Origin of the sequence: Streptosporangium jomthongense, assembly GCF_042650425.1 — a bacterium.
Lineage (GTDB): Bacteria > Actinomycetota > Actinomycetes > Streptosporangiales > Streptosporangiaceae > Streptosporangium.
This window is the reverse complement of record NZ_JBHSBC010000032.1, coordinates 685,790-702,399: the sequence shown is the minus strand read 5'-3', so window position 1 is coordinate 702,399 and position 16,610 is coordinate 685,790. Positions and strand designations below refer to the sequence as shown.

Genomic DNA, 16,610 nt, shown 5'->3' with positions numbered 1-16,610 from the left:
CCGGACGGCCGGAAAATCTGAACAAAACAGGAGGACCACGAAGTGACCCGCATCGCCATCAGGCGCGCGTTGATCGCGGTGTATGACAAGAGCGGGCTGGAGGAGCTGGCCCGCGGACTCGACGCCGCAGGCGTGGAGATCGTCTCCACCGGCGGCACCGCCGCGACGATCGCCTCGTTCGGTGTTCCCGTCACCCCGGTCGAGTCGCTCACCGGGTTCCCCGAGTGCCTGGACGGCCGCGTCAAGACCCTGCACCCGAGGGTGCACGCGGGCCTGCTGGCCGACAGCGGCAACCCGGCCCACGTCAAGCAGCTCGAAGAGCTGGAGATCGAGCCGTTCGAGCTCGTCGTGGTCAACCTGTACCCGTTCCAGGAGACTGTCGCCTCCGGTGCCTCCGACGCCGAGTGCGTCGAGCAGATCGACATCGGCGGCCCGGCGATGATCCGCGCCGCGGCCAAGAACCACGGCACCGCCGCGGTCGTGGTGGACCCGGCCGTCTACGGCGACGTGCTCGCCGCGGTCGCGGCCGGCGGTTTCACCGTCACCGAGCGCCGTCGTCTCGCCGCCTCCGCCTACGCCCACACCGCCGCCTACGACACGGCGGTCGCCTCCTGGTTCGCCAACGTCTACGCCGCAGAGGAGGGCGCCTGGCCCACCTACATGGGCGCGGCCTGGACGCTCAGGACGCCGCTGCGCTACGGCGAGAACCCGCACCAGGGCGCGGCCCTCTACTCCGGTCAGCGGGACGGCCTGGCCAACGCCGAGCAGCTGCACGGCAAGGAGATGTCGTACAACAACTACCTCGACGCCGACGCCGCGTGGCGGGCCGCGTGGGACTTCGCCGAGCCCGCGGTCGCGATCATCAAGCACCAGAACCCCTGCGGCATCGCGGTCGGCGCCGACGTCGCCGAGGCGCACCGCAAGGCGCACGCCTGCGACCCGGTCTCCGCCTACGGCGGGGTGATCGCGGTCAACGGGGAGGTCACCGAGGAGCTCGCCGGGCAGATCGCCGAGGTGTTCACCGAGGTCGTGGTGGCCCCGTCGTTCACTCCCGAGGCGCTGACGCTGCTCACCGCGAAGAAGAGCATCCGTCTGCTGGCCTGCCCGAAGGGGCCGGACAACAAGGCCGAGTTCCGCCGGATCGACGGCGGCCTGCTGGTGCAGACGACCGACAGGGTGGACGCCCCCGGTGACGACCCCGCCACCTGGGAGCTCAAGGCGGGGGCGGCGGCCTCACCGGAGGTCCTGGCCGACCTGGCCTTCGCCTGGCGGGCCAGCCGTTCGGTGAAGTCGAACGCGATCCTGCTGGCCTCCGGCGGCGCGAGCGTCGGCGTCGGCATGGGGCAGGTCAACCGGGTCGACTCGGCACGGCTGGCCGTCGCCCGCGCCGGTGAGCGCGCCAAGGGGTCGGTCGCGGCCTCCGACGCGTACTTCCCGTTCGCCGACGGCCTCGAACTGCTCGTCGCCGCCGGGATCACCGCGGTCGTCGAGCCGGGCGGTTCCATCCGCGACCCCGAGGTGATCGCCGCGGCCGAGGCCGCCGGGATCACGCTCTACTTCACCGGCACCCGGCACTTCTTCCACTAGTCTCAAGATCTTCCCAGGTCGTACGGCTGCCGCCATCCGTGGGGCAGCCGTGCACCAGAGACAGGAACGTGGCGGGACGGACAGGATTTTTCGGCTAAAAAGGGTTTAAAGCCCGGTTAAGGTGAAGCATCTCGTCCATCGCGCCCGTGGAGACTCCCATGCCCCTGCTCGGCTCCTTCCTGAACGCCTTCGTGATCATGAACGGGTTCTGGCAGAGCCCCGTGCTCCTCGTCATCGTGGCCCTCGGGGCCGCCTACCTGGGAGCCAAGGCTGTGGAGTACATCCCCTTCACCCGCCGCATCATCGAGCGCAGGCAAGCGAGCCGCGGCTGAACTTCATGGAAGGATTGGCGCCATGAGCGCGCAGATTCTGGACGGCAAGGCCACCGCGGCCAAGATCAAGGCAGACCTCGCGGCCAGGGTGGCCGTGCTGAGGGAGCGTGGCGTCACCCCGGGCCTGGGCACCGTCCTGGTCGGCGACGACCCCGGCAGCCAGATCTACGTGGCGGGAAAGCACCGTGACTGCGCCGAGGTCGGCATCTCCTCCATCCGCAGGGACCTGCCCGCCACCGCGACGCAGGCCGAGGTCGAGGCCGTCATCGACGAGCTCAACGCCTCGCCCGAGTGCACCGGCTACATCGTCCAGCTCCCGCTTCCCCGGCACCTGGACGCCCTGGCCCTGATCGAGCGGATGGACCCGGCGAAGGACGCCGACGGCCTGCACCCGATCAACCTGGGCCGTCTCGTGCACATGGTCGACGCGCCGCTGCCCTGCACCCCGCACGGCATCGTCCTGCTGCTGCGGGAGTACGGCGTGCCGCTCAAGGGCGCCGAGGTCGCCGTGGTCGGGCGCGGCATCACCGTGGGCCGTTCCCTGGGCCTGCTGCTGACCCGCAGGTCGGAGAACGCGACCGTCACCCTGTGCCACACCGGCACCCAGGACCTGGCCGCCCACGTCAGGCGCGCCGACATCGTCGTCGCCGCCGCGGGCGTGCCCCACCTGATCACCGCCGACATGGTCAAGCCCGGCGCCGCCGTACTCGACGTCGGGGTCTCCCGGGTCGACGGGAAGATCGCCGGTGACGTCGCCCCCGAGGTCGGCGAGGTCGCGGGCTTCCTGACCCCCAACCCCGGCGGTGTCGGCCCGATGACCAGGGCGCTGCTGCTCAGCAACGTCGTCGAGGCCGCGGAACGTCAGGTCCAGGGCACCCAGGGCCCACTGTGACGACGTGGCCCCGCACGTCGCCGACCCGCGCGAGCGCCTGCCGTTCGACGACGTGGTCGCGTCGCCGGTGCCGCACCACCTGGAGGACCGGGGGCCGGCCGAACTGCGGCGGGTGCTCGGGCCCGGCGGCCGGCTGATCGCGTCGACCACCCCTTCGTGGCCTACACGATCCAGGGCCCCCGGCCCGACCACCTCGCGACCACCGGCTACTCCTTCGACCGGACGCTCGGCGGGCGGACCGTCCCGATGGGGTTCCGGCGCAAACCGTTGCACGCGGTGACCGACGCCTTCGCGAACGCCGGGTTCCGGCTCTCCGTCATTCGGTGAGCCGCAGCCCGGCCCGGCCGCCCGTGAGCTGTTCCCCGGAGGCCTCCACTTCTTCGTCGCCGAGGTGCCGGGCTCCGGCGAACAGCCGGTCACGGGTTCGGTTCGGAACCGCACGGCTGTGGCGCGGCCTCGGGCGTGTGGTTCGCACGCGGCCTGGCCACCAGCGCGTACGCCAGCCAGGAGCCGATGCGGGCCAGGGCGATCCCGCCGGTCATCGCGATGGCGCCGGCGCCGCCGAGCGATGCCAGCGGGGCGAACAGGGCGCCGAACAGGAAGCCCGTGCTGCCGAGCAGCGCGGCGGCCGTGCCCGCGTTGGCCGGATGACGGACCAGCGCGAGCGCCGTCGCGTTCGGTGAGGCCAGTCCGCCCGACATGATCGTGAAGAACAGCGAGGTCAGGAACACCCAGAGCGGCGCGTGCAGCGCCGCGGCGACGGCCGTACCGACACCGGTCACGACGGCGACCAGCGCCTCGGGCACGAGCAGCCGCTCCGGTGTGAAGCGGCGCAGGAGCAGGGCGTTGAACCAGCCGCCCAGGATCAGGCCGACCGAGTTGATCCCGAAGATCAGGGAGAACACCTGCGGGCTCACGCCGTAGCCGTCCTCGATCACGAACGCGCTGAACGAGATGTAGATGAACAGCGCGATGCTGCCGATGCTCGACCCCAGGGTGCAGCCGACGAACAGCCGGTCGTCCGCCACCGCGGAGAAGCCCTCCCGTACCCGGGCCATGCCCCCCGAGTGGCGGTGCTCGGGGCGGAGCGTCTCGGGCAGGGTGAACGCCACGAGCAGCAGCACCGCGGAGATCGCGGCCAGGAAGACGAACAGGCCGCGCCAGTCGACGACGTACAGCAGTTGCCCGCCGATGACCGGGGCGACGATCGGTGCGAATCCGCCGATCAGCATCAGCAGCGACATGATGCGGGCCATCTGCCGGCCCTCGTACAGGTCGCGGACCATGGCCTCGACCACGACCATCCCGGCCGATCCGGCCAGTCCCTGCACCAGGCGCAGCACGATGAGCGTCTCGATCGACGGCGCCGCCGCGCACAGCAACGACGCCGCCGTGTACGTCACCACCCCGGCGAACAGCGGGCGCCTGCGGCCGATCCGGTCGCTGAGCGGGCCGATGAACAGCTGGCCGACGGCCAGGCCGATCATGCAGGCCGAGATGCTCCACTGGGCGGCGCCGTCGGAGGCCCCGAGCTGGCGGGCCAGCACGGGCAACGCGGGCAGGTAGAGGTCGATCGACAGCGGGCCGAACGTCGACAGTGCTCCGAGGGTGAAGAGCAGCCTGCGGGTCCGGGCGATCGGAGGCGGGACGGCCGGTGGGCCGTCCGCGCTCACGTGTGACCCACCGGGTGGCCTCGCCTGGACGCGGTCACCGGGTGGCTTTCCCCCGAATGTGTGCCTGCGCTCACCGGCGCGACCGCCGCTGTCGTCGCTGCTGGTCGAGCAGCATCCTCGCCCGAGGATCGACGAAGGCGCGCAGCGCCGAACCGGTGAGGTTCAGCAGGAACACGAACAGGGCGATGGTCAGGCCGGGGAAGATCACCATGGTCGGGTGGGTCTGCAGGTAGGTACGCCCGTCGGCGACCATGTTTCCCCAGGTGGCGGTGGGTGGTGAGATGCCGAGACCGAGGAAGCTGAGCGAGCCGTCGATGAGCATGGCGCCCGCCGACAGCAGCACGCACTGCACGACGGCCAGCGGCAGGGTGTTCGGCAGGATGTGCACGCCCAGGGTCTTCCACGGCCCCATGCCGGACACCCTGGCCGCCTTCACGTAGGTGCGGGTGGTCAGGCCGAGCACACGGCTGCGGATGATCCGGGCCGTGTACGGGGTGAAGATGATCGTCACGGCGAGCAGTTCGCTCATCATGCCGGGACCGACCACGACCGCGAACACGATCGCCAGGATGATCGACGGGAACGCCATCCAGGCGTCCACGACCCGCATGATCACCGTGCCCGCCCGCGCGAAGTAGCCCGCGACCAGGCCGATGAACGTGCCGAGCCCGACCGAGCACAGCGTGATCAGCATGGTCATCCCGATGGAGACCCGACCGGCGGAGGCCCACCTGGCGAACAGGTCGCGGCCGTACTTGTCGGTGCCCATCAGGTGTTCACCCGACGGCGGCAGCAACCGGTTCACCGGGTCGGCGGCGTTCGGGTCGGGCAGGAACGGCGGGAGCACCATGACCACCAGGGTGATCAGGATCAGCAGCCCGCCCGTCACGATCAGCGTGGGGTTTCGCCGGACGAACGAGCGGACCCGGGTGGGGGCCGTCACGGTCGGCGCGGTGGCGAGGTCGGCGGTCACGACACCCGCACCTTCGGGTCGATCAGCGCGTAGGCGAGATCGACCAGCAGGTTCATCAGCACGAACAGGAACGCGATGAACATGACACCCCCCTGGATGAGCGGGAAGTCCCGGGCGTAGACGGCGCCGAGCAGTGTGGTGCCGAGGCCCGGGATGATGAAGATGCTCTCGATCACCACCACGCCGCCGATCAGCGAGGCGAAGTTCAGGCCCACCGTGGTGAGGACCGGCAGCATGGAGTTGGGCAGCACGTGCTTCAGCATGATCCGCCGTTCGCCGACGCCCTTGGCCCGCGCGGTACGCAGGTAGAGCTGGGTCAGCTCACCGAGCACGCTCTCCTCCATGGTGATGGTGAGGAAGGCGGTCTGCCCGACGACGAGCACCGCGACCGGCAACGCCAGCTGGGTGATCGCGGTCGCCGGGTCCTCGAACAGCGGGGTGTAGCCGCCGGTCGGGAACCAGCCGAAGGTGAGCGCGAACAGGTAGACCGCCAGCAGCGCGAGCCAGAACTCCGGCAGGGCCAGCCCGAACTGGGTGGCCCGGTTGACGAGCCGGGCCACCCGGTTGTGCGGCGCCACGGTGACCCAGGTGACGATCAGCACGGTGAGGATGAAGCTGATCACCGTACTCAGGATGGCCAGGGTCAGCGTGGGTGCGATGTTGTCGAAGATCATCTGCAGGACCGGGAGGTTGTACTTGATCGACGTACCGAAGTCACCGCTCAGCACGTTGCCCAGCCAGTGCAGATACTGCTCGTACAGCGGTCCGGTCAGGCCGAGGTCCTGGCGGAGCCGTTCGAGTTGCTCCGGGCTGGCCTTGGTGCCCAGGAGCACCGCGGCCGGGTCACCCGGGATCGAGCGCAGCAGGAAGAACAGTGCGGTGCCGACCACGAACAGCACGATCACCAGATCGCGCAACCGGCGCAGAATGACCCCCAGCATCAGGTGCTACCTCGCCAGCCAGGTGTTGGCGAACTCCAGGCCCCAGCCGTCATAGCCCTGCACCTTCGGGTTGTAGGCCACGTAGGACCTGGCGTGGTAGAGCGTCAGCGTGGGCAGGTTCTGCGAGGTGAACTCCTGGATCTTGTCGATCGCCTGCTTCTGCTCCTCCGGCGTCTTGGCCGCGTTGTACGCGGTCAGCAGGGGCGCGAGCTTGTCCCTCGGGTAACCCATGTTGTCCATGCCCTGGACGTTGTCGCTGTAGGACGGGACGGGCGGGTTGGCGTCGTCCATCAGCGCGAGCACGTCCCAGCTGTTCGGCTGGTTGTTCTTGCGGCCGATCAGGGTGGCGAAGTCGTAGCTCTCGACGGTCGCGTTGATCCCGATCTTCTTCAGCGAGTCCTGGATGATGACCAGGGCGTCCTTGAACTGCGGGAACTCGTCCGTGGTGATCATGCGGATGGTCTGGCCGGGGCGCAGGCCCGCGGCGGCGAACATCTGCTTGGCCTTCTCCGGGTCGTGCTGGTCCCACTTGGCCTTGCCGGCCTCGGAGTACATGGCCTTGTTGGTCTGGGTGGCGAACGCGCCGTTGCTGGGCAGCACCAGGTCGGGCACGCCCTGCGAGTCCATGATCGCCTTCTTGTCGACGAGCATGTTCATCGCGTCCCTGGCCTCGGGCTTGGAGAAGATCGAGCCGGAGTTGTGGTTGAGCGCGATGTACTGGACGTTCGCGGCGCCCTCGACGCCGATCTTGAGGTTGGGGTTCTGCTTGATCTGGTCGTACTGGTCGTAGGACGGCTCGGAGACGTCGAGCAGCCCGGTCTGCAGGCTGTTGAACGCGGCGTCGCGGTCGGCGATCACCTTGTAGGTGATGGTGTCCAGGTAGGCGCCCTTGGCTCCGGCGTACCCGCTGGACTCACCGGCCGGCGGCTTGTACTTGTCGTTGCGCTCCAGCACGATCTCCTGGCCCGCCGTCCAGGTCTTCAGCTTGTACGGCCCGGTGCCGATCGAGTGGTCCTGGGGGATTCCGGTGGCTCCGGCGGCGGCCACGTCGGCGGCCCTGCGGATGCCGCTGCCGTGGCTGGAGGCCATGAGGGCGACGAGGTTGAACGGCGCCTTCATGGAGAACACCACGGTGCCCTCGTCGGGCGCGGTGATCTCCTTGAGCACCGGCTTGAGCGAGCCCGCGTAGCTGCCCTTCTCCACCCAGTAGCGCATGGAGGCCACCACGTCCGCCGAGGTCAGCGGCGAGCCGTCGGAGAACTGGACGCCCTTGCGCAGGGTGAAGGTGTAGGTCAGGCCGTCATCACTCTTCTTGTAAGATTCGGCCAGCACGGGCTGGGGCTGGTAGTTGGCGTCGATGGCGACCAGAGACTCGAAGATCTCGTGCCCGAGATAGCTGGTTCCTGCGTTGCTGTTCTGCACCGTGTCCAGCGATCCAGGGTCCTGGGCGAGGCGGACGGTCAGGTTGCCGCCTCGCGCGGGCTGTCCCGCGTCGCTCTGTGCAGCCGGGGTGGCCGGGGTGGATGGGGACTTTGTGGCAGTGCCGCAAGCCGAGAGCAAGAGCCCTGCCGTGACGAGGGCGATGATCTTGGGTTTGCGACGTTGTCCGGTGCGATCCATTGCGGCTCCTCGCGCCTGTTTCCGCGGGTCGGTGGCGGAGAACGTAACCCGGCCCGCCCGTCCAAGATAGGCGTCGATGTCGGCTTTTATGTCACTCATGCGAAATCAGCCAACCTGTGCCCATGAGTGTGGACAGACGCCGTTCCCGATCGGCACACTGTGCCCACAGCCTTGTTAAGCGGCAGCTTTGAGGTGCAGAATCCCCGACCCGAGGTCAGGTTGGCCGACGGAAAGGATGACACCCATGTCACTACTCGAGATAGACCGCCTCTCCGTTGGAGTACTTTCCGACGAGGTGACCACCGACCTGGTCCACGAACTCACCCTCAGCCTTGATTCCGGACAGACCCTGTGCGTCGTCGGCGAGTCCGGCAGCGGCAAGACCGTCACCGTGCTGTCCATCATCCGCCTGCTGGAGTTCGTCGCCCCGGTGCGGACCACCGGCGCGGTCCGGCTCGACGACGTCGACCTGACCTCACTGAACGCGACGCAGATGCGGTCGTTCCGCGGCCGGCGGATCGGAATGGTGTTCCAGGAGGCGCTCGACTCGCTGAACCCGGCGCAGCGGATCGGTGTGCAGCTCGGCGAGGCCTACTGGTCGGCCGACGCCGCCTCACGTCGTGGTGACCTTCGTGCGCAGGGGCAGGCCAGGGCGCTTGAGCTGCTGGGGGAGGTGGGGTTCCCCGACCCCGAGCGGGTGGCGAACCTGTACCCGCACCAGCTCTCCGGCGGGATGCAGCAGCGGGTGATGATCGCCATGGCGCTGATGTCCAGCCCTGATCTTCTGCTGGCCGACGAGCCCACGACCGCGTTGGACGTGACCACCCAGGCCGAGATCCTGCGCCTGTTCCGTACGGTGCAGCAGGAACACCAGATGGCGTGCGTGTTCATCACCCACGACATGGGTGTGGCGGCGGAGATCGCCGACCGGATCGCGGTGATGTACGCGGGCCGCCTGGTCGAGGTCGGGCCCGCAGCGGAGGTGCTCAGCTCGCCCAGGCACCGCTACACGCGGGCCCTGGTCGAGTGCGTGCCGCAGGTGGGTGTGCGCCACACCCGGGGCATGCCGTCCATCGTCGGCTCCGTCCCCGAGGCGGGCGCCAAGCTCCCCGGCTGCCGGTTCGCCCCACGCTGCTCGCACGCGGGGGACCGCTGCCGCTCCGAGGAACCGCCGCTGGCCCTCGTCACCGTTCCGGTGGAGGAGGTCAAGCGTGTGGAGCGTTCCGAAACGGCCGTGGTGGAGCGGCAGGCCGAGGTCGCCTGCTGGAACCCCGGCGCCGGCCCGGTCGCCCTGCCCCCGCCCGTCGTCACGGCCACCGAGGCCGGGGCCGAGGCGCGGACCGAACCGCTCCTGGTGATCGACGACGTCCGCCGGGAGTTCGTCACCCGCAGCGGCCGCGCCGGCGGCCTGCTGAGGCTGCGCCGCCGCGAGCGCATGCCCGCCGTCGACGGGGTCAGCCTGGACATCCGGCCGGGCGAGTTCTTCGGTCTGGTCGGCGAGTCGGGCAGCGGCAAGACGACCCTCGGGCAGATCGTCTCGGCGCTCGACCACCCCACCGAGGGCACGATCACCGTGGACGGCCAGCGGCACACCTCACGTGGCCTGGAAGGCGACGTCAGGGCCTTCCGCCGTACCGTGCAGCTGGTCTTCCAGGACCCGCAGAGCTCGCTGGACCCGCGCCACACCGTGGGCCGGATCATCGCCGAGCCGCTGCGCGAGCTGACCGACCTGCGCGGCGCCGACCTGCGCCGCCGGGTGGAGCGCCTGATCGACGAGGTCGGCCTGCCCAAGGCGATCATCGACAAGCTCCCCGGGCAGATCTCCGGCGGGCAGCGCCAGCGGGTCGCCATCGCGCGTGCCCTCGCCCCCGAGCCCCGGCTCATCGTGGCCGACGAGCCCACCTCCGCGCTCGACGTCTCGGTGCAGGGACAGGTGATGAACCTCCTGCTGGACCTGCGCCGCGAGCACAACCTGAGCTACCTGTTCATCACCCACAACCTGAGCCTGATCCTCTCGGTCGCCGACCGGGTCGGGGTGATGAAGAACGGCAGGCTGATCGAGGTCGCCACCCCCGAGAAGCTCGCCACGGAGCCGCAGCACGACTACACCCGTACCCTGCTGGCGGCCAACCCGGGCATCACCCCCTCTTCCCCGGCTTCGCCGGAAGCCTCCCCGGCTTCGCCGGAAGCCTCCTCGGTTTCACCGGAAGCCGAGGGCACCGCAAGTTCGCGTCAGTGACACTGGGAGCCGCCATGCCGTCTGTGTCGTCCATCTCGTCTGTGTCATCCACCTCGGTCTCTCCCGTCTCGTTCCCGACCCACAGCTTCGACGACCCCCTCATCGGCGACGGGGCCCCCGGTTTCGCCATCGGGTCGTTCGCCGACCTGGCGCCCTGGTCGTCCGCGCCCTACCCGCACCGGCACGAGTTCTACGAACTGGTGTGCGTGACCGGCGGCACGGGCACCCACGTGATCGACTTCGTGCCGTACAAGGTCACCCCGATGACGATGTACTTCGTCGCCCCAGGTCAGGTGCAGTTCTGGGAGGGCCACACCCCTCTTGAGGGATACATCGTCACCTTCGTCGAGGAGTTCCTGGTTCCCCAGTACGGGGACCGGGTCTCCCCGCGTCGGTCCCTGGCGCTCGACCCGCTGGGCACCGGGCACGCCCTGCACCTGGCCCCCGAGGAGGTCGAGCCGGTCACCACGCTGCTGGCCGCGCTGGTCAGGGAGTACCAGCGTCCCGGCGGCACCGACGTCTCGGTGCTCCAGGCGTACCTGCACATCCTGCTTGTCGAGATGCGCAGGTTCAGCCGGGGCGCGGACGTCCGTACCGTCGAGGAGGACAGCGGCACCGCGCTGGCCCGCCGCTACCTGCGGCTGGTGAGCGAGGAACTGCCGTACGAGCAGAGTGTCAGCGGCTACGCCAGCCGGATCGGGGTGACCCCCAAGCACCTGGCGGACGTGGTCAAACGCACCACGGGCAAGCGGCCCGCGGAGATCATCCGGGCCGCGTTGACCGTCGAGGCCAAGCGGCTGCTCAGGCACACCGACCTGACCGTCGCCCAGGTCTCCCAGCGGTTGCTGTTCGACAACCCGTCGTACTTCGGCCGCTTCTTCAAGCGCGAGACCGGAACGAGCCCGGGAGAGTTCCGCAGGCGCGCCGGCGCCGCGGATTACCTCCGTTCAGTGACAGGGCCGCCGACCTGACGAGCTATATGTGCCGCGACCTGCTGCCTAGCGTTAAGTCATGGAATCCTCAGTTGTGGGCATTAGGGCGCGGTTCGCCGAACGCCGCGTCGAGCAGCTACGTTCGTTGATCACCGAGGACCTGGTGACCGCGTGGATCCACGATCCTGAGGCGGTTCACCGGGAGCCGCTGAGTCTGCTGGCGAACTTCCTCGGCCAGCGGGCCGCGACCGAGCGCCTGTCCGTCTACGAACAGACCAGGCGCGAGGTCTGGCGGCTGGTCCGCCCTCCGGCGCGGCGCGGCGAGACCTACCGGCTCGCCGACCGGCGGGAGTTCACCAGCCTCAACGAGGCACGTGAGGCGGGCCTGCGGCGCGAGCTGTTCGACGTCTTCGGCTGGGGAGAGCCCTCACAGGACGCGATCGACGGGCCGGAGCTACGGCACGAGGGACCGGTCCTGCTCGGTTACGCCGACCGGGTGAGCGCGGCCCCCGGCGACCGGATCACGTTCATGGTCAGCGCCGAACAGGTCACCGAGTACACCACCGAACTGGTCCGGGTGCGGCACACCGACGACAACCCGGAAAGCCCCGGTGTCCGGATCGAGCAGGTGCCCGACGTCTGGCAGGGCCGCCACACCGGCCGGGAACAGCGGGTACGGCTCGGCTCGCACATCGCCGTCCGCGACCCGCACGGCGCGACCACGGGCGCGGACGGCTTCACCGTCGCCGCCTACATCTACCCGACCTGCGTGACAGGCAGGCCGCAGGTCGTGGTGTCCCGCTGGGAGGAGGGCCCGCGCGGTTACGCGCTCGGCCTGGACGAGACCGGACGGCTGACCCTCTGGCTCGGCGACGGCTCCGGCGAGAGCGCGGTCCACGCCGAGACCCCCCTCCCCCTGCACCGCTGGTACGGCGTCGCCGCCTCCTACGACCCGGAGACCGGGCGCGCCACACTGGTCGCCCGGCCGCTGGTGACCGGGGTGAACAGCCGGGTGAGCCCGATCGTGGTCGACGACCGGCCCCAGGTGACCGAGCAGGACGTCGAGGGCGGTTTCGCCCCGGCCGAGCACGGTGACCTGCTGTTCGCGGCCCGCACCCCCGAGGACGACCACTACAACGGCAAGATCGAACGGCCCGGCGTGTGGCCGTACCCGCTGGCCAGGGCCGCGCTGGTGGTCGCGGTCTCCGACGACCACGACGCCCCGCTGCGCTGGTCCTTCGAGCCGGGGGAGACCGCGGCGTCGCTGGTCGTGCCGTGCGTCGGCCGTCCCGGCCTGGACGGCAGGCTGGTGAACCTGCCGGTGCGCGGGGTGACCGGGCGTCACTTCACCGGCCGGATCGAGCACTACGCCGCCGACCCGCGCGGATACGCCGCGATCCACTTCCACGAGGACTCCCTGGCCGACGCCGGATGGGAGCCGAGCCACGAGTTCACCGTCCCCGACGACCTGCCGAGCGGCGTCTACGCCCTGCAGGTCACAGCGGCCGACGGCTCCTGCGAGCGGGGCATCCCGTTCGTGGTGCGTCCCCGCCCGGGAACCGCCACCGGCAGGCTCGCCCTGCTCCTGCCGACCGCGACCTACCTGGCCTACTCCAACGAGCGCGGCCTCGGCCACGTGCCGGTCGTCCCCGACGGCACGGTGTTCCTCGAACACCGCTACGACCTGGGGCACTCGGCCTACGCGAGGTACACCGACGGCAGCGGCGTGAGCTACATCTCGTGGAGCCGCCCGATCCTCACCCTGGCGCCGGGCTTCCGCGTCCACCTGTCGCCGTTCATGCTGGCCTCCGACCTGTACTTCCTGGACTGGCTCACCGAGCTCGGCTACTCCTTCGACGTCATCACCGACCACGACCTGCACGCCGAGGGCGTGGACCTGCTGCGCCCCTACGCCGGGGTGATCAGCGGCAGCCACCCGGAGTACGCCACCGAGCAGATGATCGACGCCATCGAGACGTACGTCGACGGCGGCGGCAACTTCGCCTACCTGGGCGGCAACGGCTACTACTGGGTGGTCTCCTTCCACCCCGAGCTGCCGCACGTGATGGAGCTGCGCCGCGGTGAGAACGGCACCAGGAGCTGGCAGGCCCAGACCGGCGAGCACCACCACGCCACCACCGGTGAGCGCGGCGGCCTGTGGATGAACCGCAGCCGCCCGCCGCAGAAGGTGTTCGGCGTCGGCTTCAGCGCCCAGGGCAGCGGCCCCTCCGGCCGCTACCGGATCGGCCCCGACGCCGTGCCGGAGGACCTGAAGCACCTGCTGGACGGCGTGCCCGAGGTGTTCGGCGACTCCGGGCTGGACGGCGGAGGCTCGGCCGGCGGCGAGATCGACCGCTACGACCTCTCGCTGGGCAGCCCGCCCGAGGCGGTCGTGCTGGCCACCTCAGAGGGACTGCTCGACGGCTACCAGTTCGCCGTGGAGGAGCTGAGCGGCACGCACCCGGGCCACGGCGGATCGGAGGATCCCGAGGTCCGCTCCGACATCGTCTACTTCCACACCCGTGGCGGCGGCTCCGTGTTCGCCACGGGCTCGATCTCCTACAGCGGTGGGCTTTCGGCCCACGGCTACGACAACGGGATCTCCAGGATCACCCGCAACGTTCTCGACCACTGGCTGGGTAAGAAGAATGATTGAGTCGCTCTCGGTCGACCGGATGGTCGCCATCCCGATGCGGGACGGCACCGTCCTGCGCGCCGACATCTACCGTCCGGTCGGGCAGCGCTGCCCCGCCCTGATCTTCCGCACGCCGTACGACCGCACGGGCCTGGGCATGTACGGCACGCTCGCCCTGCGGGCGGCCTCCAGCGGCTTCGCCGTCGTGATGCAGGACACCCGGGGCCGGGGCGCCTCGGGGGGCCGGTTCACACCGTTCGTCCACGAACGCGAGGACGGCTACGACTCGATCGACTGGGTCGCCTCCCAGTCCTGGTGCGACGGCAACGTGGGCATGTTCGGCGGCTCCTACGACGGGGTGACCCAGTGGCAGGCCGCCATGTCCGGGCACCCGGCGCTGAAGGCGATCGCCCCGAACGTCACGGCCTCCAGCTACCACCACGGCTGGGTCTACCGGGGTGGCGCGTTCCAGCTCAGCTTCAGCCTGGGCTGGACGCTCTCGCTCGCCGCGCACAACGCCGCCCGTGACCCCTCGGTCTCCGGCGAGGTGCGCGGGGCGCTGACCGACGCCCTGGACGACCTGCAGGACACGGTGCTGACGCTGCCCCTGGACAGGCACCCCTACCTCGACGGTGTCGCGCCGTACTACCGGGAGTGGCTCAAGCACCCCACCTACGACGAGTTCTGGGAGCGGCTCGACGTCTCCCGCGCCTACCCCCAGATCAACGTGGCCGCGTTCAACATGGGCGGCTGGTACGACACCTTCCTCGGCGGCACCCTGGCGAACTTCGCGGGCATGCGCGCCGAGGGCGGCGAGGCGGTACGCGACCGGCAGCGGCTGCTCGTCGGGCCGTGGCCGCACGAGGGCCTGTTCAGCGGCAACCCGGTCGGCTCGTGGAACTTCGGCGGACGCTCGACCGGAGGCGCCCTCGACGTGGACGGCCTGCAGCTTCGCTGGTTCGACCGGTGGCTGCGCGACGGCGGCGACTCGGCGGGGGAGGACCCGCCGGTGCTGCTGTACGCCATGGGGGCCGGTCAGTGGCGGGTCGCCGACTCCTGGCCGCTGCCGGGCACCGACTACCAGGACTGGTACCTGCACAGCGGCGGCCGGGCCAACACGCTGCACGGCGACGGACGCCTGTCCAGGGACAGCCCCGGTGCGGAGCAGCCGCCGGACAGCTACGTCTACAACCCGCGCAACCCGGTCCCCACGCTGGGCGGCTCGTTGTGCTGCAGCCCGGTGCACACCAAGGGTGGCGTCTACGACCAGCGTCCGATCGAGGAGCGCGAGGACGTGCTCGTCTACACCAGCGAGCCGCTCGGCGAGCCGCTGGACGTCACCGGCCCGGTCTCGGTGGTACTGCACGCCAGCACCTCCGCGCTGGACACCGACTGGACCGCCAAGCTGGTCGACGTCGGCCCCTGCGGCTACGCCCGCAACATCACCGACGGCATCCTGCGCGCCAGCCACCGCGACCCGAAGGCCGGGCTGAACCCGGTCGTCCCGGGAGAGATCGTGGAGTACCACCTCGACCTCGGCGCGACCAGCAACGTGTTCCAGCCGGGGCACCGCATCCGGGTGGAGATCTCCAGCAGCAACTTCCCGCACTTCGACCGCAACCCCAACACCGGTGAGCTGCCCGGCAGGTCCACCGAGATGATCAGCGCGTTGCAGAACATCCATCACGCGGGCCTCAACCTCTCCCGTGTCGTGCTGCCGGTCGTCAGCCCGGAGGCGACGCGTCCCTACCACACGGAGCACTGATGTCCATCAACGAATTCCGCCGGCTCGGCCGTACCGGGCTGGAGATCAGCTCGGTCGGCTTCGGCAGCTGGGTCACCGGCGGCCCGGGGCTGATGGGCTGGGGCTCTCAGTCCGACGAGGACTCGATCGCCGCCATCCACCGCGCCGTGGCGGGCGGGGTGAACTGGGTGGACACGGCGGCGGTGTACGGCTTCGGCCACTCGGAGACGGTCGTCGGCCGCGCCGTGGCCGCGCTGCCCGCCGCCGACCGGCCGCTGCTGTTCACCAAGTGCGGCCTGGTCTGGGACGAGAACGGCGTGGAGAGCCAGAACCTCACCCCGGAGTCGATCCGGCGTGAGTGCGAGGACTCGCTGCGCCGCCTGGGCGTCGACCACGTCGACCTGTACCAGATCCACGCCCCCGACCCGCAGGGCCCGCCCATCGAGGAGTCCTGGGGCACCGTGCTCGAACTGGTGAAGGAGGGCAAGGTCCGGCACGCCGGGGTGTCCAACTTCGACGTCGAGCTGCTGGAACGGTGCGAGGCGGTCGGTCCCGTCGAGACCCTCCAGCCGCCGCTCTCGCTGATCCACCGTGACTCGGCGGCCGACGTGATCCCGTGGTGCGCCGAGCACGACACCGGAGTGATCGTCTACAGCCCGATGGCGGCCGGTCTGCTGACCGGCACGTTCACCGCCGAGCGGGCCGCCGCGCTGCCGTCCGACGACTGGCGTTCGCGCAACGACGAGTACAGGGAGCCGGCCCTGTCGCGCAACCTGGCGCTCCAGGAGGCTCTGCGGCCGATCGCGGAGCGCCACGGGGTGCCGGTCGGCGCGGTGGCGGCAGCCTGGACGACGACGGTGCCGGGGGTGACGGCGGCGATCGTCGGCGCCCGTAACCCGGGGCAGGTGGACGGCTGGCTGCCCGCCGGATCGCTCAGCCTCACCCGGGAGGACCTGGCCGAGCTGGTGGCGGCGCTGCGGGAGACCGGTGCGGGGAGGGGTCCCGTCCCGGAGGCCTAGATGTGAACGGAAGCGGGCCGGGC

General features: G+C 70.2%; 13 protein-coding genes. 9 read left to right on the top strand and 4 right to left on the bottom strand.

The window, feature by feature from the left end:
• Positions 1 to 42 precede the first annotated feature (42 nt).
• The 4 genes from purH to ACFOYY_RS28730 all read left to right on the top strand — a co-directional run bounded on the left by purH (position 43) and on the right by ACFOYY_RS28730 (position 3,138).
• On the top strand, positions 43 to 1,587 hold the full coding sequence (gene purH / locus ACFOYY_RS28745) for a bifunctional phosphoribosylaminoimidazolecarboxamide formyltransferase/IMP cyclohydrolase (protein ID WP_352010082.1): 1,545 nt from the start codon (positions 43 to 45) through the stop codon (positions 1,585 to 1,587).
• 158 nt (positions 1,588 to 1,745) lie between these two features.
• A complete protein-coding gene (locus ACFOYY_RS28740) occupies positions 1,746 to 1,919 on the top strand; it encodes a hypothetical protein (RefSeq protein ID WP_352010081.1) in 174 nt (57 codons plus the stop codon).
• A gap of 22 nt (positions 1,920 to 1,941) precedes the next feature.
• A complete protein-coding gene (locus ACFOYY_RS28735; RefSeq protein WP_352010080.1) occupies positions 1,942 to 2,811 on the top strand; it encodes a bifunctional methylenetetrahydrofolate dehydrogenase/methenyltetrahydrofolate cyclohydrolase in 870 nt (289 codons plus the stop codon).
• A 156-nt stretch (positions 2,812 to 2,967) separates the two neighbouring features.
• Positions 2,968 to 3,138, top strand: coding sequence for a hypothetical protein (locus ACFOYY_RS28730; RefSeq protein ID WP_386193714.1), 171 nt, complete (start codon positions 2,968 to 2,970; stop codon positions 3,136 to 3,138).
• An 89-nt stretch (positions 3,139 to 3,227) separates the two neighbouring features.
• On the opposite strand, the gene ACFOYY_RS28725 is transcribed toward ACFOYY_RS28730, so the two are convergent.
• The 4 genes from ACFOYY_RS28725 to ACFOYY_RS28710 all read right to left on the bottom strand — a co-directional run bounded on the left by ACFOYY_RS28725 (position 3,228) and on the right by ACFOYY_RS28710 (position 8,018).
• The gene (locus tag ACFOYY_RS28725) at positions 3,228 to 4,484 is read right to left on the bottom strand and encodes a multidrug effflux MFS transporter (protein ID WP_386193711.1); all 1,257 of its coding nucleotides are present in this window, start codon (positions 4,482 to 4,484) and stop codon (positions 3,228 to 3,230) included.
• A gap of 70 nt (positions 4,485 to 4,554) precedes the next feature.
• A complete protein-coding gene (locus ACFOYY_RS28720; protein ID WP_352010077.1) occupies positions 4,555 to 5,457 on the bottom strand; it encodes an ABC transporter permease in 903 nt (300 codons plus the stop codon).
• Positions 5,454 to 6,398, bottom strand: coding sequence for an ABC transporter permease (locus ACFOYY_RS28715; protein WP_352010076.1), 945 nt, complete (start codon positions 6,396 to 6,398; stop codon positions 5,454 to 5,456). The genes ACFOYY_RS28720 and ACFOYY_RS28715 overlap by 4 nt, the downstream gene beginning before the upstream one ends.
• A 6-nt stretch (positions 6,399 to 6,404) precedes the next feature.
• Positions 6,405 to 8,018, bottom strand: coding sequence for an ABC transporter substrate-binding protein (locus ACFOYY_RS28710; RefSeq protein WP_352010075.1), 1,614 nt, complete (start codon positions 8,016 to 8,018; stop codon positions 6,405 to 6,407).
• A 244-nt stretch (positions 8,019 to 8,262) separates the two neighbouring features.
• Here ACFOYY_RS28710 and ACFOYY_RS28705 point away from each other — a divergent pair, with 244 nt between their 5' ends.
• The 5 genes from ACFOYY_RS28705 to ACFOYY_RS28685 are packed head-to-tail and all read left to right on the top strand — an operon-like array spanning position 8,263 to position 16,587.
• Positions 8,263 to 10,257 (top strand): dipeptide ABC transporter ATP-binding protein, encoded by a 1,995-nt coding sequence (locus ACFOYY_RS28705; protein WP_386193706.1) that lies wholly within the window; start codon positions 8,263 to 8,265, stop codon positions 10,255 to 10,257.
• Between the two features lie 41 nt (positions 10,258 to 10,298).
• Positions 10,299 to 11,228: an AraC family transcriptional regulator gene (locus ACFOYY_RS28700; protein WP_352010073.1), complete on the top strand. Its 930-nt coding sequence runs from the start codon at positions 10,299 to 10,301 to the stop codon at positions 11,226 to 11,228.
• 40 nt (positions 11,229 to 11,268) lie between these two features.
• Positions 11,269 to 13,845 carry a N,N-dimethylformamidase beta subunit family domain-containing protein gene (locus ACFOYY_RS28695; protein ID WP_386193703.1) on the top strand — a complete coding sequence of 859 codons (2,577 nt, stop codon included), beginning with the start codon at positions 11,269 to 11,271 and terminating at the stop codon, positions 13,843 to 13,845.
• Entirely contained in the window at positions 13,838 to 15,589 is a 1,752-nt protein-coding gene (locus tag ACFOYY_RS28690; RefSeq protein ID WP_352010071.1) for a CocE/NonD family hydrolase, read from the top strand. Before ACFOYY_RS28695 ends, ACFOYY_RS28690 begins: the two co-directional genes overlap by 8 nt.
• Positions 15,589 to 16,587, top strand: a complete 999-nt coding sequence (locus ACFOYY_RS28685) for an aldo/keto reductase (RefSeq protein WP_352010070.1) — start codon at positions 15,589 to 15,591, stop codon at positions 16,585 to 16,587. Before ACFOYY_RS28690 ends, ACFOYY_RS28685 begins: the two co-directional genes overlap by 1 nt.
• Positions 16,588 to 16,610: the final 23 nt, after the last annotated feature.